Origin of the sequence: Streptomyces sp. NPDC058646 (assembly GCF_042716875.1) — a bacterium.
GTDB lineage: Bacteria > Actinomycetota > Actinomycetes > Streptomycetales > Streptomycetaceae > Streptomyces.
On sequence record NZ_JBHXRK010000023.1, the window covers coordinates 116,475 to 137,326 of the forward strand.

General features: G+C 70.6%; 17 protein-coding genes. 13 read left to right on the plus strand and 4 right to left on the minus strand.

Annotated features, from left to right (window positions below):
* The first annotated feature begins 55 nt into the window (after positions 1-55).
* The 4 genes from eccB (at position 56) to ACFWUZ_RS26175 (ending at position 3,847) form a co-directional block, all read left to right on the plus strand.
* Complete coding sequence (gene eccB, locus ACFWUZ_RS26160) at positions 56-1,636, plus strand: type VII secretion protein EccB (RefSeq protein WP_384377604.1); 1,581 nt, start codon at positions 56-58, stop codon at positions 1,634-1,636.
* A gap of 2 nt (positions 1,637-1,638) precedes the next feature.
* Positions 1,639-2,937: a type VII secretion-associated serine protease mycosin gene (mycP, locus tag ACFWUZ_RS26165; RefSeq protein ID WP_384377607.1), complete on the plus strand. Its 1,299-nt coding sequence runs from the start codon at positions 1,639-1,641 to the stop codon at positions 2,935-2,937.
* Positions 2,938-3,151: 214 nt separating this feature from the next.
* Complete coding sequence (locus tag ACFWUZ_RS26170) at positions 3,152-3,496, plus strand: hypothetical protein (RefSeq protein ID WP_384377610.1); 345 nt, start codon at positions 3,152-3,154, stop codon at positions 3,494-3,496.
* A gap of 42 nt (positions 3,497-3,538) precedes the next feature.
* On the plus strand, positions 3,539-3,847 hold the full coding sequence (locus tag ACFWUZ_RS26175; RefSeq protein ID WP_384377613.1) for a WXG100 family type VII secretion target: 309 nt from the start codon (positions 3,539-3,541) through the stop codon (positions 3,845-3,847).
* Between the two features lie 76 nt (positions 3,848-3,923).
* Here the strand turns inward: ACFWUZ_RS26175 and ACFWUZ_RS26180 are convergent, their stop codons facing one another.
* Together ACFWUZ_RS26180 and eccCa are read right to left on the minus strand one after the other, a co-directional pair.
* On the minus strand, positions 3,924-4,169 hold the full coding sequence (locus ACFWUZ_RS26180) for a DUF397 domain-containing protein (protein WP_384377616.1): 246 nt from the start codon (positions 4,167-4,169) through the stop codon (positions 3,924-3,926).
* A gap of 138 nt (positions 4,170-4,307) precedes the next feature.
* Positions 4,308-8,261 (minus strand): type VII secretion protein EccCa, encoded by a 3,954-nt coding sequence (eccCa, locus tag ACFWUZ_RS26185; RefSeq protein WP_384377619.1) that lies wholly within the window; start codon positions 8,259-8,261, stop codon positions 4,308-4,310.
* 243 nt (positions 8,262-8,504) lie between these two features.
* Between eccCa and eccD the strand changes: the two genes are divergently transcribed.
* The 6 genes from eccD to ACFWUZ_RS26215 all read left to right on the plus strand — a co-directional run bounded on the left by eccD (position 8,505) and on the right by ACFWUZ_RS26215 (position 15,637).
* Positions 8,505-10,010: a type VII secretion integral membrane protein EccD gene (gene eccD, locus ACFWUZ_RS26190; RefSeq protein WP_384377622.1), complete on the plus strand. Its 1,506-nt coding sequence runs from the start codon at positions 8,505-8,507 to the stop codon at positions 10,008-10,010.
* 181 nt (positions 10,011-10,191) lie between these two features.
* A complete protein-coding gene (gene rpsO, locus ACFWUZ_RS26195) occupies positions 10,192-10,479 on the plus strand; it encodes a 30S ribosomal protein S15 (RefSeq protein ID WP_031143997.1) in 288 nt (95 codons plus the stop codon).
* 304 nt (positions 10,480-10,783) lie between these two features.
* Positions 10,784-13,012, plus strand: a complete 2,229-nt coding sequence (locus ACFWUZ_RS26200; RefSeq protein WP_384377673.1) for a polyribonucleotide nucleotidyltransferase — start codon at positions 10,784-10,786, stop codon at positions 13,010-13,012.
* Entirely contained in the window at positions 13,009-14,388 is a 1,380-nt protein-coding gene (locus ACFWUZ_RS26205; protein WP_384377626.1) for a M16 family metallopeptidase, read from the plus strand. The genes ACFWUZ_RS26200 and ACFWUZ_RS26205 overlap by 4 nt, the downstream gene beginning before the upstream one ends.
* A 40-nt stretch (positions 14,389-14,428) precedes the next feature.
* Positions 14,429-15,181: a 4-hydroxy-tetrahydrodipicolinate reductase gene (gene dapB, locus ACFWUZ_RS26210; protein WP_384377629.1), complete on the plus strand. Its 753-nt coding sequence runs from the start codon at positions 14,429-14,431 to the stop codon at positions 15,179-15,181.
* 3 nt (positions 15,182-15,184) lie between these two features.
* Positions 15,185-15,637 carry a hypothetical protein gene (locus ACFWUZ_RS26215; protein WP_384377632.1) on the plus strand — a complete coding sequence of 151 codons (453 nt, stop codon included), beginning with the start codon at positions 15,185-15,187 and terminating at the stop codon, positions 15,635-15,637.
* 34 nt (positions 15,638-15,671) lie between these two features.
* On the opposite strand, the gene ACFWUZ_RS26220 is transcribed toward ACFWUZ_RS26215, so the two are convergent.
* On the minus strand, positions 15,672-16,229 hold the full coding sequence (locus tag ACFWUZ_RS26220; protein ID WP_384377635.1) for a PH domain-containing protein: 558 nt from the start codon (positions 16,227-16,229) through the stop codon (positions 15,672-15,674).
* A gap of 48 nt (positions 16,230-16,277) precedes the next feature.
* Complete coding sequence (locus ACFWUZ_RS26225; RefSeq protein WP_384377638.1) at positions 16,278-16,517, minus strand: hypothetical protein; 240 nt, start codon at positions 16,515-16,517, stop codon at positions 16,278-16,280.
* A gap of 269 nt (positions 16,518-16,786) precedes the next feature.
* Here ACFWUZ_RS26225 and thyX point away from each other — a divergent pair, with 269 nt between their 5' ends.
* The 3 genes from thyX to ACFWUZ_RS26240 all read left to right on the plus strand — a co-directional run bounded on the left by thyX (position 16,787) and on the right by ACFWUZ_RS26240 (position 20,426).
* The gene (gene thyX, locus ACFWUZ_RS26230; protein ID WP_384377641.1) at positions 16,787-17,527 is read left to right on the plus strand and encodes an FAD-dependent thymidylate synthase; all 741 of its coding nucleotides are present in this window, start codon (positions 16,787-16,789) and stop codon (positions 17,525-17,527) included.
* 200 nt (positions 17,528-17,727) lie between these two features.
* Complete coding sequence (gene dapA / locus ACFWUZ_RS26235) at positions 17,728-18,627, plus strand: 4-hydroxy-tetrahydrodipicolinate synthase (RefSeq protein ID WP_384377644.1); 900 nt, start codon at positions 17,728-17,730, stop codon at positions 18,625-18,627.
* Positions 18,628-18,740: 113 nt separating this feature from the next.
* A complete protein-coding gene (locus ACFWUZ_RS26240; protein WP_384377647.1) occupies positions 18,741-20,426 on the plus strand; it encodes a ribonuclease J in 1,686 nt (561 codons plus the stop codon).
* Positions 20,427-20,852 lie beyond the last annotated feature (426 nt).

Consider the following 20,852-nt stretch of genomic DNA (forward strand, 5'->3'; position numbering starts at 1 on the left):
CGAGGCCCGGGGACCGTACTCACCTACCGGGCCGTGCGGGGAGAAACAGACGGTCATGGCATCACGACGTGATGAGCTCAACGCGTACACCTTTGCGAAGCGGCGCACGGTGGCCGCGTTCCTCCAGCCCTCCGCCACGGGAACCGAGGAGGGCGCTCCGCGGCCGCTGCGCGCGGTCCTGCCCGGGCTGATCGTCGGGGCGCTCGTGCTCGCCGGGTTCGGCGCCTGGGGCATGTTCAAGCCCACCGCGCCCAAGGGGTGGGCGCAGCCCGGTACCCAGGTGATCGTCGGCAAGCAGTCGACGACCCGGTACGTGGTGCTGACCACCAAGGTGAACGGCAAGGACCAGACCCGGCTGCACCCGGTCCTCAACCTCTCCTCCGCCCGACTCCTGCTGGACCCGCAGAAGTTCAAGGTGATCCAGGTCGACGACAAGGTCCTGGACGCGGGCAAGCCGCCGCGCGGCCCCATCATCGGCATCCCGTACGCCCCCGACCGCCTCCCCGCCAAGGCGGACGCGGGCAAGGCCAAGCGCTGGGCCGTGTGCCAGCAGCCGGGCGGCAACGGCCTCGGGGTGCAGACGGCCACGTTCGTCCTCGCCGACCGCGAGGCGGGCCTGATGGACGACGGGCGCCGGGTGACCGACACCCAGTCGCTGTACGTCCAGAGCACCGGCGCCGGCAAGGAGCGCTACCTCGTCGACGCCACCGGCACGAAGTACAAGTTCCCGGAGGGCACGCCCGCCGCCGGGACGATGACCACCGCCCTGGTCGGCTCCGGCAGCGCCCCGCAGCCGGTCACCGAGCAGTGGCTGGCGACCCTCAACTCCGGTGAGGACCTCGCCTTCCCGCAGCTGCCCGGCAAGGTCGGCGCCGACGCGGACGTCAAGGGCCTGGCCACCGCCGACAACAAGGTGGGCATGGTCCTCGCGGCGCAGACCGGCGCCGGCACCCAGCACTACGTGGTGCTGCCCGGGAAGGTCGCGCCCGTCTCCGAGTTCACCGCCTGGCTGCTGATCTCGTCGCCCGCCACCGACGGCCTCAACATGCACGGCAAGGCCCGGGAGATCGACCTCCAGTCCCTCAACCCGGACGCCACCCCCTTCCTCGGCGGAGCCCGGTGGCCGCAGAAGAAGGCGGAGCGCATCAACCAGGCGGCGCCCGCCGGCGGTGCGGGCGCCACCGGCTCCGGCAGCCGTGACACCGTCTGCAACGTGCTGCGCGCGGTCGACGGCCAGGGCAACCAGACCCTGAGCACCTGGGCGGGCACCGGCTTCCCCATCGACATCACGGCCAGCGGTACGAGCGCCTACGTCACCCCGGGCTCGGGCCTGCTCTACACCCAGGTCCAGGGCAAGCAGACCACCGCCGGCGGAGCACTCTTCCTGGTCACCGACACCGGCCTGCGGTACGCCGTCCAGGCCAACGGAGACAGCGACGCCGAGCAGTCGGAGATCGGCGCGTCCGCCCAGCAGGAGAAGGGGTCCACGGACGCCCGCCCCGAGGCCAGCCAGGCCCAGATCCGGCTCGGCTACGGCGGCACCGTACCGGCCATGGTGCCCATCGCCTGGTCGGAGTTCCTCTCCAAGGGCCCCCGCCTGGACACCAACTCCGCCCGCCAGCCCCAGGGTTCGTGACGATGCACCAGCAGACCCCCGCCCCCGTCCCGAGCACGACCCCGGTGCCGGCCCGTCCGGCCGTCCGCCGCACAGCGGTGCTCCCCGCGGCCCTCGCCCTCGTCGCGGTCTGCGGCGCGAGCGGCGCCGCGGCCGCCGCCGACGCCCCGCCGCAGCCCCCGCACACCCTCCGGCTCGCGGGTGCGGGCGAATGCACCTTCCCCATGAAGAAGCAGATCGCGGACCGTCCCTGGGCCCTCCAGAGGCTCCTGCTCGACGCGCTGTGGGCGCAGACCAAGGGCAAGGACAAGAACGGCAAGAGCGTCCGCGTCGCGGTCATCGACACCGGTGTCGACCGGGCGAACCCACAGCTCAGCGGCGCCATCGACACCGGCGCAGGCAAGGACTTCGTCGACCCCAAGGGCGGCGACGGCACCACCGACACCGTCGGCCACGGCACCAAGGTCGCCGGGCTGATCGCGGCCCGGCCCCAGGAGGGCACGGGCTTCGTGGGCCTGGCCCCCGACGCCACGATCATCCCGATCCGGCAGAACGACGGGCAGGGCAAGGGCAACGCCCTGTCCCTGAGCCAGGCGATCGACCACGCGGTGGCCCAGGGCGCCCAAGTGATCAACATCTCCCAGGACACCGACGTACCGCTGTCCGCCGACTCCGAACTCGCCAAGTCGGTCCAGAAGGCCCTCGACGCCAAGGCCGTGGTGGTGGCCTCGGCCGGCAACGACGGCCTCAGCGGGCAGAAGCGCAAGACCTATCCGGCGGCCTTCCCCGGCGTGCTGGCGGTGGCCTCGTCCGACCGCAACAACGAGCGGGCCGCCTTCTCGCAGCCCGGCGACTTCGTGGGAGTCGCCGCCCCCGGCGTCGACATGGTCTCCACCGTCCCCGGCTTCGGCCAGTGCATCGACAACGGCACCAGCTTCTCCGCGCCGTACGTCGCCGGAGTGGCCGCCCTGCTGCGCGCCGAGCACCCGGACTGGTCCCCGCAGCAGATCGTCTGGCAGATCCAGAACACCGCCGAACGCTCGGTCAACGGCCGTGACGACTACGTCGGATGGGGTGTCGTCGACCCGGTCCGCGCCGTCAGCCAGGACCACGAGGCCCCCAGGGCCCCCGTACCGGACCCGGGCCCGCCGCCCGCGGCCGCTCCGCAGGCGGCACCCCTGCGCCTCACCGAGACGGTCCAGGAGCGCGAGGAACGCTTCGGCACGTACGCTCTGGGGATCGGAGCCGTCGTGATCGCCGTCATCGCCGGAACCGCCACGGTCGTCCGGGACACCCGCCGGCGCGGGCGTCGTTTGCAGTGAACGGTCACAGTTCATCAACGGAACCGGCCTGCTGGTGTTGGGCCATGTGGATGAACTGGCTAGAGTGACGGCAGGCTTCACGAATGTGATCGGGGGATCGCGTGAAGCGGAGGGGGATGCCCGGGCAGCGCGGTTCGACGGCGCGCCGGGAGTGTCCGCTCCGCCGCGCAATCCGCCGGTTCTGCCGGCGAATTGATATGTGAGGGAGCATTCGGTGAACGACACCAACAACTTCGGACTTGCCGACGATCCGGTCGTCCAGGCCAAGAACAAGATCTCCGAGACGGCCAACGCCGTCAGCAGGCAGTCCCGCGAGCTGGCCGACATCCTCGCCACCGTGAGCGCCGGCTGGACCGGTGTGGGTGCCTCGGGCTTCGTCACGGCCCAGACGGTCGTCAACGAGGACCACGACGCCATCCGTCAGCTGCTGGGGATCCTGCACAACGCGGTGTCGCAGACCAAGAACCTCAGCAACGCCCAGGACGACGAGGTGCGCGCGGCGTTCAACGCCGTCAAGGCCAACGCGGGCGGCAACGGCTCCGGCCTCAACGGCATCTGACGTACGTCGCTTACCAGTTATCCCAGCGCGAAGGAGTAGAGCATGGCTGCCAACGACGGTCACACAAAGGTCCAGTACGAGAGCGTCCAGGCGATGGCGAACCGCATCCGCCAGGTCTCCAAGAACATCGTCGAGGACCTCCGCGAGATGGACCAGGCGGTGAAGGTGGTCACCGACACCTGGGACGGTGAGGCCCACGCCGCGTACGAGCAGCTCCAGCGCAAGTACCGCGGCAAGGCCGACCACATGAAGGACCAGCTCGAGCAGGTCGCCGTCCTCATCGAGCGCGGCAAGTCGGACTACCGCGCCACCGACGTGAAGGCCTCGCGCCTGTTCACCGAGGCCTACTGAGCCCGGTTCCACGTCCCGCACGTGAAGAAGGGGCGCGCCCGCACCGGGCGCGCCCCTTCCGCGTACCGCTCCGCCCTCAGGGCTCCTGCCGGTCCAGGTCGAACTCCCCGTCCCTGGCACCGAGTACGAAGGCCTCCCACTCGGCCGCGGTGTACCGCAGCACGGTGTCCCGGTCCAGCGAGGACCGCATCGCCACCGCTCCCTCGGGGAGACGGGCGATCTCGACCCGCTCCTCCTCGGGGCTGGTCCCCGGCGGGCCCTCCCACTCGACGCCGCTGATGTCGAGCGCGTACAGCTCGTCCTTCTCCTGCTGGGTGCCCATGTGCGGCCTTTCCCTCGGTGGCGCGGTCTTCACCACCGAGTATCGGTGGTGGCGCGGTGCACCGGGCGGGTTTCCGCCCGATGCACCGGCCGGCCCCGCCCCGGCGGGAAGCCGTACGGCGTGCGCCGCCGCCGCGTCCTACATCCCCGGCATGCGCCCGAGCTGCACCAGCGAGGTACCCCGCCTGCGCGAAGCGAAGTAGGCCCGGCCCGGCGGCATCGCACGCGGCCGCACGTTGCCGACCAGGTCGCCCTCGGAGGGGTCGCCGGACAGCACCAGGCCCTGCGCGCCCAGCTCCTTGATCCGCTGCATGAACGGCTCGTACAGCGAACGCGAGGCACCCGCCGAGTTCCGCGCGATGATGAAGCGGACGCCCGTGTCCCGGGCGAAGGGCAGGTAGTCCACCAGCGGCGCCAGCGGGTTGCCCTGGCTGGTGGCCACCAGGTCGAAGTCGTCGATGATGATGAACACGTCCGGGCCGGTCCACCAGCTGCGGTCGCGCAGCTGCTGCGGAGTGACGTCCGTGGGCGGCTGCCGCCGGGAGAACACCCCGCCCAGCGCCTCCATGTGCATCTGCAGCGAGCTCGCCATCGGCGCGTACTCCAGCAGGTGCTCCTCCGGCAGCGCCCCGAGCAGGCTCCGCCGGTAGTCGCCCACGACCAGGCGGGCCTGGTCCGGGGTGTAGCGCTCCGCGATCTGCTGGGCGATGAGCCGCAGCAGGTTCGTCTTGCCCGACTCGCTCTCACCGAAGACCAGCAGGAAGGGGTCGGTCTCGAAGTCGACGAAGACCGGCTCCAGGGCCGTCTCGTCGATGCCGATGGCGATCCCGCGTCCCGAGCCCTCCCCGCCGCGGGGGAGCTGGTCGGCGTGGAGCAGCCGCGGCAGCAGCCGCACCCCGGGGGCCGAGGGCCCCGACCAGTGCTGCTTGACCGCCGACACCAGCGCGGCCGTGGCCTCGGACACGTCCTCCGCGGCGTGCGAACCGTCGATCCGCGGCAGCGCACCCAGGAAGTGCAGCTTCTCCGGCACCTGGCCCCGGCCCGGCATCCCCGGGGGCACGTTCGCCGCGACCTTGCGGTCGAACTCCGAGTCCATGACGTCACCCAGGCGCAGTTCCAGCCGGCTGAGCATCTGGTCCTTGAGCGCGGGCCGCACCTCCATGTACCGCGCCGCGGTGATCACCACGTGGATGCCGTAGCCCAGACCGCGGGCCGCGATGTCCGTGACGACCTGCTCCAGGGCGTCGTACTCGTTGCGGAAGCCGCCCCAGCCGTCGACGAGCAGGAAGACGTCGCCCCACGGCTCGCCGGGCAGCTCACCCGCCGCCCGCCGCCGCCGGTAGGTGGTGATGGAGTCGATGCCGTTCGAGCGGAAGAACTCCTCGCGGCGGTTGAGGATGCCCCCGACCTCCGCGACCGTACGCCGCACCCGCTCCGGGTCCAGCCGCGAGGCTATCCCGCCCACGTGCGGCAGCTCGGCGACCGCGGACAGGCTGCCACCGCCGAAGTCCAGCCCGTAGAACTGCACCTCGCGCGGGGTGTGCGTGAGCGCGAACGACGCGATCAGCGTGCGCATCAGCGTCGACTTGCCCGACTGCGGACCGCCGACCACCATCATGTGGCCCGCCGCACCGGAGAAGTCGCGGTACAGCACCTCGCGCCGCTGCTCGAACGGCTTGTCGATGAGGCCGAGCGGTACGACGAGCCCCCCGGGCCGCGTGTACCCCTCCGCGTGCAGTCCCCGCTCCGCCGACGGAGCCAGCGCGGGCAGCAGCTGGTCCAGCGGGGGCGCCTGGTCGAGCGGCGGCAGCCACACCTGGTGCGCCGGCACCCCCTGCCCCTCCAGCCGGCTCACGATCACGTCGAGCACCGTGTCCGCGAGGGCGTCGTCCTCCCGCGCCGACTGCGCCGCCAGGTACGCCGGGTCCGGAGCCGCGTACACCACCGGCACCGGAGCAGCGGTGAACAGCGCGGGCCGCCGCTCCACCGGGAACAGGCCCACCGAGAGGTCCGGCCCCGCCGAGCGGTAGGTGCCCGACACGTACGCCGCCTTGAAGCGGGTCATCTCGTCCGTGCCGAACTTCAGGTAGCCCGAACCGGGCACCGACGGCAGGTGGTAGGCGTCCGGCACGCCGATCGCCGTCCGCGACTCCGCCGCCGAGAAGGTCCGCAGACCGATCCGGTACGACAGGTAGGTGTCGAGCCCGCGCAGCTTGCCCTCCTCCAGGCGCTGCGAGGCCAGCAGCAGGTGCACGCCCAGCGAACGGCCGATGCGGCCGATCTGGATGAACATGTCGATGAAGTCGGGCTTCGCGGTCAGTAGCTCGCTGAACTCGTCGATCACCAGCACCAGCGAGGCCAGCGGCTCCAGCGGGGCACCGGCCGCACGGGCCTTCTCGTAGTCGTGGATGTTCGCGTAGTTGCCCGCCGAGCGCAGCAGCTCCTGACGGCGCTGCAGTTCACCGCGGATGGAGTCGCCCATCCGGTCCACGAGCGTGAGGTCGTCCGCCAGGTTGGTGATGACCGCCGCCACGTGCGGCATCTGCCCCATGCCGGTGAAGGTCGCACCGCCCTTGAAGTCGGCGAGGACGAAGTTCAGCGTCTCCGAGGTGTGCGTGACCGCCAGGCCCAGCACCAGCGTGCGCAGCAGCTCCGACTTGCCGGAACCGGTCGCGCCCACGCACAGGCCGTGCGGCCCCATGCCCTCCTGCGCGGCCTCCTTCAGGTCCAGCATGACCGGACCGCCGTCCTCGCCGACACCGATCGGTACGCGCAGCCGCTCACCGGCCGACCGCGGCCGCCAGGTCCGCGCCACGTCGATCGAGGCCGCGTCGCCCAGGTTCAGCAGGTCCGTGAAGTCCAGGTTGGCCAGCAGCGGTTCGTCGTCGTCCCCGCCACCGGTGCGCAGCGGTGCCAGCTGCCGCGCCAGGGCCTCCGCCGCGGGCAGCGACAGGGCGTCCGGGACACCCTCGTACGCGATCCCCGCGCCCGACTCCAGACGCAGCCGGCCCGGCCGTACCACGACCGACAGCCCGCCGCGCGGCTCGTCCAGCTCACCCGCGACGACCTCGACGATCGTGACGCCCTGCAGACCCTCGGCCGCCGCGAACGCCGAGTCCGGCGGCACCATCCCGCCGTCGAGCACGACCACCAGGTGCGGCTGGTCCAGCACCGGGGACACGTCGCGGCTGAACCGGGGCCGTCCCTCCAGCCGGGGGCCGAGCAGCGCCTCCAGCTCGCCCAGGTCGTCGCCGCACAGCCGCTTCGTACCGGCCCCGTCGACCTGCCCGGGCACCTGCGCGTGCGGCAGCCACTTCGTCCAGTCCCACGACGGCGCCGCACCCGGCGAGGCCACCACGGCCACCACCAGGTCCTCGGGGGAGTGCAGCGTCGCCAGCTGCGCCACCAGCGCCCGCGCCGTCCCGCGCGCGGACTCCGGCTCCCCGGACACCGTCACGTGGTAGAAGGCCCGCAGGGACACCGCCACCGGCAGCCCGTCCAGCGAGGAGTGCACCCTCAGGAAGCGCTGCATCGCGCCTGCCGTCAGCGGCTCCAGCTCGTCCACCGGCGCCGTGTCCGGCGCCACCAGCGGCGTCGCCAGCCGCTGCGGCCCCAGCCCCAGCCGGGCCTGCCCGAAGTCCGCGTCGCCGACCCGCCGCTCCCACAGGCGCGACCCCTCGGCCACCACCGACCACAACTGTTCGGGAGCCGGGTGCAGATACAGCTGCGCGTCGCGCTGCGCCCGTGCGGTCCGGCGTACCTGACGGCGCGTCTGCGCCAGGTACTTGAGGTAGTCCCGGCGCACATCGGCCATTTGCCCCTGCGTACCGCGGCGGAAGCGCACCAGCTGGGCGACGACCATGCCCACGGTCGACACCAGCATCAGCACACCCATGATGCGCATGAACGGTGCCGCACCCGGCATGAAGAAGAAGACGACCGAAGAGCCCATGCCGAGCATCGGCAGGAGCTGCATCAGCATGCCCTCCTGCTGACCCCGCGGAAGTTCCGGCGGAGCCTCCAGCCTCAGCTCCTCCGAAGGCACTTCGGGCGGCAGGGACCGTGGCGGGCGTTTGACGACGATCTGGCTCACCGGAGCATCAATCCCTCGAAAACGGACGGGACGTCGCAACCGGCGCCCCCAAGTCCCGGGCACGGAGGGGGTCTCCCCCGTGCGACGGTGATCCTACTTGCCGACAGTCCGCCGTACTCCCCCAGCCACCGCCGGGAGGTGCCCCCTGTAGGGTGGCGCGCGCAGCATGCGCATCCGCGAATCCGGTGTGGGACACACCGTCCGCGGTGCGCCGACAAGTCGCCGAACACGGGGGTCACACAGGTGAGTACGGCCGCAACGACGGGCTTCTGCAGGGTCACCGTCGTGGCTCCCGACAGCCGGATCGACGTCGCCCTCCCCGAGGACATCGCCGTCGCCGACGTCTACCCCGAGCTGCTGCGCCTCACCGGCCAGACCCAGCCAGTCGGCGCCCCCACCGGCTTCCACCTGGTCCGCCGCTCCGGCGCCGTCCTCGACGGCGCCCGGACCCTCGCCGCCCAGCAGGTCCTCGACGGCGAGGTGCTCAGCCTGCGCCCCTTCGCCGAGTCCCTGCCGCCCGCCGTCTTCGACGACGTCTCCGACGCCGTCGCCTCCGCCGTCGTCCGCGACCGGCACCGCTGGAGCGACGACATGCTCCGCGGTGCGGGCCTGTCCGGCGCCGCGGTCCTCCTCGTCCTGCTGGGCTTCGTCCTCTGGTACGCCGACCCGGTCCGCCACGACATGCACGGCCTGCCCGGTGTCATCGCCGCCGCCGCGGGTGTCCTGCTCACCGCCGTCGCCGGAGTGCGCGCCCGGGTCTACCGGGACCGCGGCTCCGCCGTAGCCCTCGGCCTCGCCGCGCTCCCGCACCTGCTCATCGCCGGCTCCGGCATCGTCGCGCCCGCCGCGGGCCAGGGACCCGGCCGGCTGCAGTTCCTGCTCGGCTGCGTCTGCGTCCTGATCGCCTCCGTGGCCCTGGTCGCGCTCACCCCCAGCGGGGACGCCCCCTTCGTCGCGGCCACCTTCGTCGCCGCCACCGGCACCCTGGCGACCTTCCTCGCCATCGCCGCCGAGGCCTCCGCGACCGCCACCGCCGCCGTCTGCGCGCCCGTGGCCATCGGCCTGGTCGCCTTCCTGCCCGGCCTGTCCGCCCGCTTCGCCCGGCTGCCCATCGGGTACGCGGCCCCGCAGAGCGCCACCGAGGACTACCAGACGCCGGACCGTTACGAGACGGAGCCGTACGGCGACGCCTCCGGCTCCGACCAGCACGACCCGAGCGCCACCCTCGACGCCGAGGCCATCGCCGCCCAGGCCCGCCGCGGCCACGAGATGCTCCTGGGCCTCGTCGGCGGCTGCGCCGCGGTCGCCGTCGGCTCCGCCGCCGTCCTCGGCTTCTCCGACAACACCTGGGGCCGGCTGCTCGCCCTGGCCACCGGCCTCGCCATGCTGCTGCGCGCCCGGCTCTTCCGCTACACCTCGCAGGTCGCCTGCACCCTGGCCGCCGGCCTCGCCGCCCTCGGCCTGCTGGTCCTGGGCCTGGCCCTGAACCCGCCGGCCGAGCTGGTCCAGGCCCTCGTCCTGGACCGGGACCGCAGCGGCCTGGACCTCCGGGCGATCTGGCTGTCCGCCGCCGTCAGTGCCGGCGCGGCCCTCCTCGCCGGAATTGCGCTGGTCATTCCCCGCAAGGGTCTGTCACCCTTCTGGGGGCGACTGCTCGACCTCACCGAGGCGGCGGTACTGCTCAGCCTGGTGCCCCTGGCCCTGGCCGTGCTCGACGTCTACTCCAGGGCCCGCGCTCTCACCAGCTGAGACGGGCAGGAGCGGCAGCCTGGTACGCTGTGTGACGGCCGTTTGTGTACGCGCCCCCGGATCCTTCTCCAAGGGTCTGTGGACTGCGCTCAGCGGACCCCGCCTCCCGAGTTACGGAAGATCCCCAGAGAATTCGACCTGGGGCACTCGGTGGCAATGACGACCTAAACGAGGAGTACGCGTGCCGCTCGACGCCGCTACGAAGAAGCAGATCATCAGCGAGTTCGGTGCCAAGGAGGGCGACACCGGCTCTCCCGAGGTCCAGGTCGCGATGCTGTCCCGTCGCATCTCGGACCTGACCGAGCACCTCAAGACGCACAAGCACGACCACCACTCCCGTCGTGGTCTGCTCATCCTGGTCGGCCAGCGTCGCCGCCTGCTGCAGTACCTGGCCAAGAAGGACATCCAGCGCTTCCGTACGCTGGTCGAGCGCCTCGGCATCCGCCGCGGTGCGGCCGGCGCCAAGTAACACGCGTGAAGGGAGCGGTTCCCACATCCGGGGGCCGCTCCCTTTGCTGTACGTGCGGGACGGACCGGACCCTTTGTAGTCTGGAACGGACGCACGTGCGCCTCTGAGAAGACGCGCACAACTGAAGAGGAGGAGCGCCCTCCCTACGCCGCCGGTCCTCGGTAGTGGCACCCGGAATGCCCCAGCGGGCACCGAAACCGGGTGCTTCGATCGAAGACCGGCCCCCAGGCCAGGCGCGCTTCTCCGCAACCGTCCACCGCCACACGGGCGGCGGACGGAGACGACGAATATGGAGAAAACGCTAGTGGAGAACGAGACCCACTACGCCGAGGCCGTCATTGACAACGGTTCCTTCGGCACCCGCACCATCCGCTTCGAGACGGGCCGTCTGGCCCGCCAGGCCGCCGGCTCCGCCGTTGCCTACCTGGACGACGACACGATGGTGCTTTCCGCGACCACCGCGTCGAAGAAGCCCAAGGACCAGCTCGACTTCTTCCCCCTGACGGTGGACGTCGAGGAGCGGCAGTACGCCGCGGGCAAGATCCCCGGCTCCTTCTTCCGCCGCGAGGGCCGCCCCTCCGAGGACGCGATCCTCACCTGCCGCCTGATCGACCGCCCGCTGCGCCCGTCCTTCAAGAAGGGCCTGCGCAACGAGATCCAGGTCGTCGCCACGATCATGGCGCTCAACCCGGACCACCTGTACGACGTCATCGCGATCAACGCCGCGTCCGCGTCCACCCAGCTGGCCGGTCTGCCCTTCTCCGGCCCGATCGGCGGCGTCCGCGTCGCGCTGATCCGCGGCCAGTGGGTGGCCTTCCCGACGCACACCGAGCTCGAGGACGCCGTCTTCGACATGGTCGTCGCGGGCCGCGTCCTGGACGACGGCGACGTCGCGATCATGATGGTCGAGGCCGAGGCCACCGAGAAGACCATCACCCTCGTCAAGAACGGCGCCGAGGCGCCGACCGAGGAGATCGTCGCCGCGGGTCTCGACGCCGCGAAGCCGTTCATCAAGGTCCTCTGCAAGGCCCAGGCCGACCTGGCCGCCAAGGCCGCCAAGCCCGAGGGCGAGTTCCCGGTCTTCCTGGACTACCAGGACGACGTGTACGAGGCCCTCACGGCCGCCGTCAAGGGCGAGCTCTCCCAGGCGCTGACCATCGCGGGCAAGCAGGACCGCGAGGCCGAGCTGGACCGCGTCAAGGAGATCGCCGCCGAGAAGCTCCTCCCGGCCTTCGAAGGCCGCGAGAAGGAGATCTCCGCCGCCTACCGCAGCCTGACCAAGGCCCTGGTGCGCGAGCGCGTCATCAAGGACAAGGTCCGCATCGACGGCCGCGGGATCACGGACATCCGTACCCTCGCCGCCGAGGTCGAGGCCATCCCGCGCGTGCACGGCTCGGCGCTGTTCGAGCGTGGCGAGACCCAGATCCTGGGCGTCACCACCCTCAACATGCTCCGCATGGAGCAGCAGCTGGACACCCTTTCCCCGGTGACCCGCAAGCGCTACATGCACAACTACAACTTCCCGCCGTACTCCGTCGGTGAGACCGGCCGCGTGGGCTCGCCCAAGCGCCGCGAGATCGGCCACGGCGCGCTCGCCGAGCGCGCGATCCTGCCGGTCCTCCCGACCCGCGAGGAGTTCCCGTACGCGATCCGCCAGGTGTCCGAGGCCCTCGGCTCCAACGGTTCGACGTCCATGGGCTCGGTCTGCGCCTCCACCATGTCGCTGCTGAACGCCGGTGTGCCCCTCAAGGCCCCCGTCGCCGGCATCGCCATGGGCCTGATCTCCCAGGAGATCGACGGCAAGACGCACTACGTCGCCCTCACCGACATCCTCGGTGCGGAGGACGCCTTCGGCGACATGGACTTCAAGGTCGCCGGCACCAAGGAGTTCGTGACCGCCCTCCAGCTGGACACCAAGCTGGACGGCATCCCGGCCTCCGTCCTGGCCGCGGCCCTCAAGCAGGCCCGCGACGCCCGCCTCCACATCCTCGACGTGATGATGGAAGCGATCGACACGCCGGACGCGATGTCCCCGTTCGCCCCGCGGATCATCACCGTCAAGATCCCGGTGGACAAGATCGGTGAGGTCATCGGCCCCAAGGGCAAGATGATCAACCAGATCCAGGAGGACACCGGCGCCGAGATCACGATCGAGGACGACGGCACCATCTACATCGGTGCCGCCGACGGCCCGGCCGCCGAGGCCGCCCGCGCCACGATCAACAGCATCGCCAACCCGACCATGCCGGAGGTCGGCGAGCGCTACCTGGGTACGGTCGTCAAGACCACCACCTTCGGTGCCTTCGTCTCCCTCATGCCGGGCAAGGACGGCCTGCTGCACATCTCGCAGATCCGCAAGCTCGCCGGTGGCAAGCGCGTGGAGAACGTCGAGGACGTCGTCGCGGTCGGCACCAAGGTGCAGGTCGAGATCGCCGAGATCGACTCCCGCGGCAAGCTCTCCCTGATCCCCGTGATCGACGGCGAGTCCGACGCCGCCTCCGATGACGCAGACAAGGACGACTCCGACAAGTGATGTCGCGTAGTTCCCGTGTGACGGCCCGCCCCTCTTCGGAGGGGCGGGCCGTCGCCCGTACCCAAACCCTCCTCAAGGGGCAGAACGGCATCGGCACCGTCCGGCGCACCGTCCTCCCCGGCGGACTGCGCATCGTCACCGAGACGCTGCCCTCCGTCCGCTCCGCCACCTTCGGCATCTGGGCGCACGTCGGCTCCCGCGACGAGACGCCGACGCTCAACGGTGCCACGCACTACCTGGAGCACCTCCTCTTCAAGGGCACCGGCAAGCGCAGCGCCCTCGACATCTCCTCCGCGATCGACGCGGTCGGCGGCGAGATGAACGCCTTCACGGCGAAGGAGTACACCTGCTACTACGCGCGCGTGCTCGACACCGACCTGCCGCTGGCCATCGACGTCGTCTGCGACATGCTGACCGGCTCGCTGATCCGCGAGGAGGACGTCGACGCCGAGCGCGGGGTCATCCTCGAAGAGATCGCGATGACCGAGGACGACCCGGGCGACTGCGTGCACGACCTCTTCGCGCAGACCATGTTCGGCGACACCCCCCTGGGCCGTCCGGTCCTCGGCACCGTCGACACGATCAACGCGCTCGGAGCCGACCGGATCCGCCGCTTCTACAAGAAGCACTACGACCCGACCCACCTGGTCGTGGCCGCGGCCGGCAACGTCGACCACAACAAGGTCGTACGACAGGTCCGCGCGGCCTTCGAGAAGGCGGGCGCCCTCGGCCGCACCGATGCCGAGCCGATCGGTCCGCGCACCGGCACCAAGCGCATCCGCACCTCCGGCCGCGTCGACCTGGTGAACCGCAAGACCGAGCAGGCCCACGTGGTCCTCGGCATGCCGGGCCTCGCCCGCACCGACGAGCGCCGCTGGGCGCTGGGCGTGCTGAACACCGCCCTCGGCGGCGGCATGTCCTCCCGCCTCTTCCAGGAGGTCCGGGAGAAGCGCGGCCTCGCCTACAGCGTGTACTCGTACACCTCCGGGTTCGCCGACACCGGGCTCTTCGGCGTCTACGCGGGCTGCCGTCCCAGCCAGGTCCACGACGTGCTCCGGATCTGCCGCGACGAACTCGACAAGGTCGCCTCCGACGGGATCAGCGACGACGAGATCAGGCGGGCCATCGGCCAGCTGTCCGGCTCCACCGTCCTCGGCCTGGAGGACACCGGCGCGATCATGAACCGCATCGGCAAGAGCGAGCTGTGCTGGGGCGACCAGATGTCGGTCGACGACATGCTGGCCCGGATCGCCGCCGTGACCCCGGACGACGTCCGCTCGGTCGCGCAGGATGTACTGGCCCAGCGCCCGTCACTCGCGGTGATCGGCCCGCTCAAGGAGAAGCAGGCCGCCCGCCTCGACGAAGCGGTCGCCTAGTTCCGTACGCAGATAAGTCTGCTGATTTAAGGACATGGATATGAGCAAGCTGCGCGTGGCAGTCCTCGGAGCCCAGGGCCGCATCGGCGCCGAGGCCGTCAAGGCGGTCGAAGCCGCCGACGACATGGAGCTGGTGGCGGCCCTGGGCCGTGGCGACAAGCTGGAGACGCTGGCCGAGGCCGGCGCCCAGGTCGCGGTCGAGCTGACCACCCCCGCCTCGGTGATGGGGAACCTGGACTTCCTCATCCGCCACGGCATCCACGGAGTGGTCGGCACCACCGGCTGGACCGAGGACCGCCTCGCGCAGCTGGACACCTGGCTGGCCGGCTCGCCGCAGACCGGTGTGCTCATCGCCCCGAACTTCTCCATCGGCGCCGTCCTCACCATGAAGTTCGCCGCCCAGGCCGCCCGCTACTTCGAGTCCGTCGAGGTCGTCGAGCTGCACCACCCCGACAAGGTGGACGCCCCGTCCGGCACGGCGACCCGTACGGCCCAGCTCATCGCGGCCGCCCGCGCCGAGGCGGGCTGCGCCCCGCAGCCCGACGCCACCAGCACCGCCCTCGACGGGGCCCGCGGCGCCGATGTCGACGGCGTCCCCGTGCACGCCATCCGCCTGCGCGGCCTGCTGGCCCACCAGGAGGTGCTCCTCGGCGGCGAGGGCGAGACCCTGACCATCCGTCACGACTCCCTGCACCACAGCAGCTTCATGCCGGGCATCCTGCTCGGCGCGCGGCGCGTCGTGCGGACCCCGGGCCTCACCTTCGGCCTCGAACACTTCCTCGACCTGGGCTGAGCCATGCGCGCGAAGATCACGTACTTCCTCACGGCCGCCGTCCTGGTCGTCTACTTCGTCCTGGCCGGCAGCCGGGGCCTGCTTCTGCTCCGGCAGGGCACCTGGCTGACCGTCACCTTCGGGGTGGCGGTGCTGATCCTGCCGGTCATCGGCGTGTGGTTCCTCTGGAAGAACACCCGGTTCGTCACCAAGGCCAACCAGCTCGCGACCGAGCTGGAGGCCGAGGGGGCGCTGCCCGTCGACGAGCTGGAGCGGGACCAGTACGGCCGGATCCTGCGGGACTCCGCCGACGAGGTCTTCGCACGCCGCAAGGCCGAGACCGAGGACGCGCCGGGGGACTGGCGCAGCTGGTTCCGCCTCGCCGTCGCCTACCACGACGCCCGCGACACCCCGCGGGCCCGCAAGGCCATGCAGCGGGCGATCGCCCTGCACGACGCGGAGCCCGTACGGGTCTGATCCCCGTACGGGCTCCGCGTCGTTTTTTGGCCGCTCAGGCGGGCAGCGGGCGGTACTCCTCGGCCCAGGCCTCGACCGCGTCCGCAGCCCGGTCGAAGGCCTCGGGCCGGGACAGGAAGTCGGCGTTGTGGTCGGTGAGCAGCACCGGCAGCTCGCCGCCGCGGCCGGCCACCGTCAGCGCCTGCCCCTGTACGGTCCTGGGCAGCCCCAGCCAGCGCACGGGCTGCTGCACCGTACGGACCTCGGCGATCTCGCTCCAGGGGATCGTGCGGGTCGCCAGGAGCCCGACCCGGCGCAGCCCCGTACGGTTCACCCACACGCCGGCGCGCAGTATCTGCACGGCCGCCCCGATGACGGCGAGCGCGGCGGCCAGGCAGCCGAGGGCGCCCGCCCAGGTGCCCGCGAAGGCGATGATCATCGTGGCCAGCAGCATGAAGGCGGCCAGCAGGAGCAGCAGCGCGGCGATGGCCACGCGCCAGGGTCCGGGGCGGTAGGGCCGTCGCCAGCGGTCGCGGTCGTCGTGGGCCAGTACCTTGTCGACCGCGTCGTCCGTGTCGAAGACGCCGTCGGCCGTCAGGAAGGGCAGGGGCACGGCTGGACCTCACTCACATGCACGTTCGGTTGGGCTGTGCCCGTGAGGCTACCGCCCCTGGGACGCCTCCGACTGCTGCGACGTGTCGGAGGCCCGGCTCGGCTGCAGTGCGGGCATCCCGAAGAGCAGCGAGCCGACGAGCCCCGCCACCACGGCCAGTCCGACCAGACTACGGGCCAGGATCTGGGCCGTGCCCAGACGCTCGCGCGGCGGCGGAGTGACGTTACTGCGGAATCGATCGGCGTCGGCGACGAAGGCGAACGGGACGGGTTCGCGCCGGAAGGACATGGGAGCGACTCTCCTCACGGTCAGGCCCATGGGGGCGGTGGTGACGGGAAGGCGGGGGTGGGTGCGTCTGTCGAGTAGGACGTACGAGTCACCCCATACGTGCCGGAATCCAGGACATCAGCCAGAATTTGTGGCGCTGCGTCAGCTGTCCCGGTGATGGCGGAAGGCAGCCGGGCGGGCAGCGCGGCAGGCGGTGAACTGCGCTGTGGCCCGCAGAGGGCGACGTAGAGTGGGCGCGCCCGAGGTACGCACGTTTGGAAGGACCCCCGGTGAGCGAGACCGCCGCTTCAGATCTGAAACCCAGCTTCCGCAGTGATGTGACGGTGGAGCTGGTGAAGCACTCCGCAGCCGACTCCGACGTCCTGTGGGCCGCCCGCGTCTCCACGGCCGGTGAGCAGTCCCTGGAGGAGCTGCAGAAGGACCCGGAGCGGTCCAAGGGGCTCATCAACTACCTGATGCGCGACCGCCACGGCAGCCCGTTCGAGCACAACTCGATGACCTTCTTCATCAGCGCGCCGATCTTCGTCTTCCGCGAGTTCATGCGCCACCGCGTCGGCTGGTCGTACAACGAGGAATCGGGCCGGTACAGGGAGCTCCAGCCGGTCTTCTACGTTCCCGACGCCGAGCGCAAGCTCGTCCAGGAGGGCCGCCCCGGCAAGTACGTGTTCGTCGAGGGCACCGAGGCGCAGCAGGAACTGACCGGCCGCGTCATGGAGGACTCCTACCGCCAGGCCTACGAGGCCTACCAGGAGATGCTCGCCGCGGGCGTGGCCCGCGAAGTTGCCCGTTCGGTCCTGCCGGTCGGTCTTTTCTCCTCGATGTACGCCACCTGCAACGCCCGCTCGCTCATGCACTTCCTCGGTCTGCGTACGCAGCACGAGCTCGCGGCGGTCCCGTCCTTCCCGCAGCGGGAGATCGAGATGGTCGGCGAGAAGATGGAGCAGCACTGGGCCCGGCTGATGCCGCTCACGTACGCGGCCTTCAACGGCAACGGTCGCGTTGCCCCGTAAGGGCCGATACACCAGCGGCGTACTGATGTGCTGGAACAAGTCCTAAGTGTCCGTATTGCGGCGTTTCGTAAAGTTCATCTAGGCTGATCGAACGGACCCGGCACTGCTTGAACCCCCGAGCAGGCAGTGCCGGTGTCCAACACTCTGTTGAAGTCCCCCGAGGGGACACTGCGGGCATGGCAGCGAGTAGCGTGTTACCCATGGCTCCGATCTCGACTCCGCAGACCCCCTTCGGGCGGGTCCTCACCGCTATGATCACGCCGTTCACGGCGGACGGCGCACTCGACCTCGACGGCGCGCAGCGGCTCGCCGTCCACCTGGTGGACGCAGGCAACGACGGCCTGATCATCAACGGCACCACCGGTGAGTCGCCGACCACCACCGACGCGGAGAAAGACGATCTCGTACGAGCCGTACTCGAAGCCGTCGGGGACCGCGCCCACGTCGTGGCCGGCATCGGCACCAACGACACCCGGCACACCCTCGAGCTCGCCCGCCAGGCCGAGCGCACCGGCGCCCACGGCCTGCTGGCCGTGACGCCGTACTACAGCAAGCCGCCGCAGGAGGGCCTCTTCCGGCACTTCACGGCGATCGCCGACGCCACCGGGCTGCCGGTCATGCTCTACGACATCCCCGGCCGCAGCGGTGTCCCGATCGACACCGAAACCCTGGTCCGGCTGGCCGAGCACCCCCGTATCGTGGCCAACAAGGACGCCAAGGGCGACCTCGGCCGCGCCAGCTGGGCCATCGCGCAGAGCGGCCTGGCATGGTACTCGGGTGACGACATGCTGAACCTGCCGCTCCTGTCGGTCGGCGCGGTCGGCTTCGTCTCCGTGGTCGGCCACGTGGTCACCCCCGAGCTGCGCGCCATGCTCGAGGCCCACCTGGGCGGAGACGTCCAGAAGGCGGCCGAGATCCACCAGAAGCTGCTCCCGGTCTTCACCGGCATGTTCCGCACCCAGGGTGTGATGACCACCAAGGGCGCGCTGAACCTGCAGGGGCTGCCCGCGGGCCCGCTGCGGCTCCCGCTGATCGAGCTGACCGCCGAAGAGACGGCCCAGCTCAAGATCGATCTTGCCGCCGGCGGGGTACAGCTCTGACAACAGACTTCACAAGTGAATAAGCACGACCGAAACACATCACAGCAAGAGCACGAATGACATACACGCCGCGTGCCGCCGAGGTACGTGGCGTGTGTGGTGAGGAGACACTTTTGAGCCACCCGCATCCTGAACTCGGTCCCCCGCCGAAGCTGCCCAAGGGCGGCCTGCGCGTCACCCCCCTGGGTGGCCTCGGTGAGATCGGCCGCAACATGACCGTCTTCGAGTTCGACGGCCGCCTGCTGATCGTCGACTGCGGCGTCCTCTTCCCCGAGGAGGAGCAGCCGGGCATCGACCTGATCCTGCCGGACTTCACGTCCATCCGGGACCGGCTCGACGACATCGACGGCATCGTGCTCACGCACGGCCACGAGGACCACATCGGCGCCGTCCCCTACCTCCTCCGGGAGAAGCCGGACATCCCGCTGATCGGCTCCAAGCTGACGCTGGCCCTCATCGAGGCGAAGCTCCAGGAGCACCGCATCCGCCCCTACACCCTCGAGGTGAAGGAGGGCGAGCGGGAGAACCTCGGTCCGTTCGACTGCGAGTTCATCGCCGTCAACCACTCCATCCCGGACGCCCTGGCCGTGGCCATCCGCACCGGCGCCGGCATGGTCGTGTGCACCGGCGACTTCAAGATGGACCAGCTCCCGCTGGACAAGCGCCTCACCGACCTGCACGCCTTCGCGCGTCTGAGCGAAGAGGGCATCGACCTCCTCCTCTCGGACTCGACGAACGCCGAGGTCCCGGGCTTCGTCCCGCCCGAGCGCGAGATCTCCAACGTCCTGCGCACGGTCTTCGCGAACGCCCACAACCGGATCATCGTGGCCAGCTTCGCCAGCCACGTGCACCGCATCCAGCAGATCCTCGACGCCGCCCACGAGTACGGCCGCAGGGTCGCCTTCGTCGGCCGCTCGATGGTCCGCAACATGGGCATCGCCCGTGACCTGGGCTACCTGAGGGTCCCGCCGGGCCTCGTGGTGGACGTCAAGACCCTCGACGACCTGCCGGCCCACGAGGTCGTCCTGGTCTGCACGGGTTCCCAGGGCGAGCCGATGGCGGCCCTGTCCCGCATGGCCAACCGCGACCACCAGATCCGGATCGTCCCCGGCGACACCGTGATCCTGGCGTCGTCCCTGATCCCGGGCAACGAGAACGCGGTCTACCGCGTGATCAACGGCCTGACCCGCTGGGGCGCCAACGTCGTGCACAAGGGCAACGCCAAGGTGCACGTCTCCGGTCACGCCTCCGCGGGCGAGCTGCTGTACTTCTACAACATCTGCAAGCCGCGGAACCTGATGCCGGTCCACGGCGAATGGCGCCACCTGCGCGCCAACGCCGAGCTCGGCGCCCAGACGGGCGTCCCGAAGGACCGCATCGTCATCGCCGAGGACGGCGTGGTCGTCGACCTGATCGACGGCAAGGCCCGCATCTCCGGCAAGGTCCAGGCCGGCTACGTGTACGTGGACGGCCTCTCGGTCGGCGACGTCACCGAGGTCCACCTCAAGGACCGCAAGATCCTCGGCGAAGAGGGCATCATCTCGGTCTACGTCGTGGTGGACAGCACCACGGGCAAGGTCGTGAGCGGCCCGAGCATCCAGGCCCGGGGCTCCGGCATCGAGGACTCCGCCTTCGTGTCCGTCCTGCCGAAGATCGAGGAAGCGATCGCCCGCGCGGCCGCCGACGGCGTGGCCGAGCCGCACCAGCTCCAGCAGCTCATCCGCCGCACGATGGGCAAGTGGGTCTCGGACGGCTACCGCCGCCGCCCGATGATCCTCCCGGTCGTCGTCGAGGTCTGATCCTCGCGGTAGCGGCCTCACCGGAGCGGGGCAACCGGATTTGCATCCGGGGGCCCCGCTCCAGTACGTTTACGTCTCCATCGCACGGCATCCCGGCACACACGTGTGCCCGGACAGTCATGCGGGCGGGTGGGAATGCAGACCCAGGGAGACCTGATAAAGTCTGACCCTCCCGAAAGGGAAAGGCCCCCCGAAGGCCATCGGAATTCCAATCCGAACCGGAAACGGCACGGAATCGGATCTGATAGAGTCGGACTCGCCGGAAAGGAAAACGCGAAAGCGGAAACCTGGAAAGCGAAACCCGCTTCGACCGGGAATCGGACACGAGAGAGTCTGATAGAGTCGGAAACGAAGAACGAAGCCCGGAGGAAAGCCCGAGAGGGTGAGTACAAAGGAAGCGTCCGTTCCTTGAGAACTCAACAGCGT

What these genes read in the sequence shown, in the direction of transcription:
- eccB (WP_384377604.1), top strand. Translation starts at nt 56, where the DNA reads ATGGCATCACGACGTGATGAGCTCAACGCGTACACCTTTGCGAAGCGG.
- mycP (WP_384377607.1), top strand. Translation starts at nt 1,639, where the DNA reads ATGCACCAGCAGACCCCCGCCCCCGTCCCGAGCACGACCCCGGTGCCG.
- ACFWUZ_RS26175 (WP_384377613.1), top strand. Translation starts at nt 3,539, where the DNA reads ATGGCTGCCAACGACGGTCACACAAAGGTCCAGTACGAGAGCGTCCAG.
- ACFWUZ_RS26180 (WP_384377616.1), bottom strand. Translation starts at nt 4,169, where the DNA reads ATGGGCACCCAGCAGGAGAAGGACGAGCTGTACGCGCTCGACATCAGC.
- dapB (WP_384377629.1), top strand. Translation starts at nt 14,429, where the DNA reads ATGAGCAAGCTGCGCGTGGCAGTCCTCGGAGCCCAGGGCCGCATCGGC.
- ACFWUZ_RS26215 (WP_384377632.1), top strand. Translation starts at nt 15,185, where the DNA reads ATGCGCGCGAAGATCACGTACTTCCTCACGGCCGCCGTCCTGGTCGTC.
- ACFWUZ_RS26225 (WP_384377638.1), bottom strand. Translation starts at nt 16,517, where the DNA reads ATGTCCTTCCGGCGCGAACCCGTCCCGTTCGCCTTCGTCGCCGACGCC.
- dapA (WP_384377644.1), top strand. Translation starts at nt 17,728, where the DNA reads ATGGCTCCGATCTCGACTCCGCAGACCCCCTTCGGGCGGGTCCTCACC.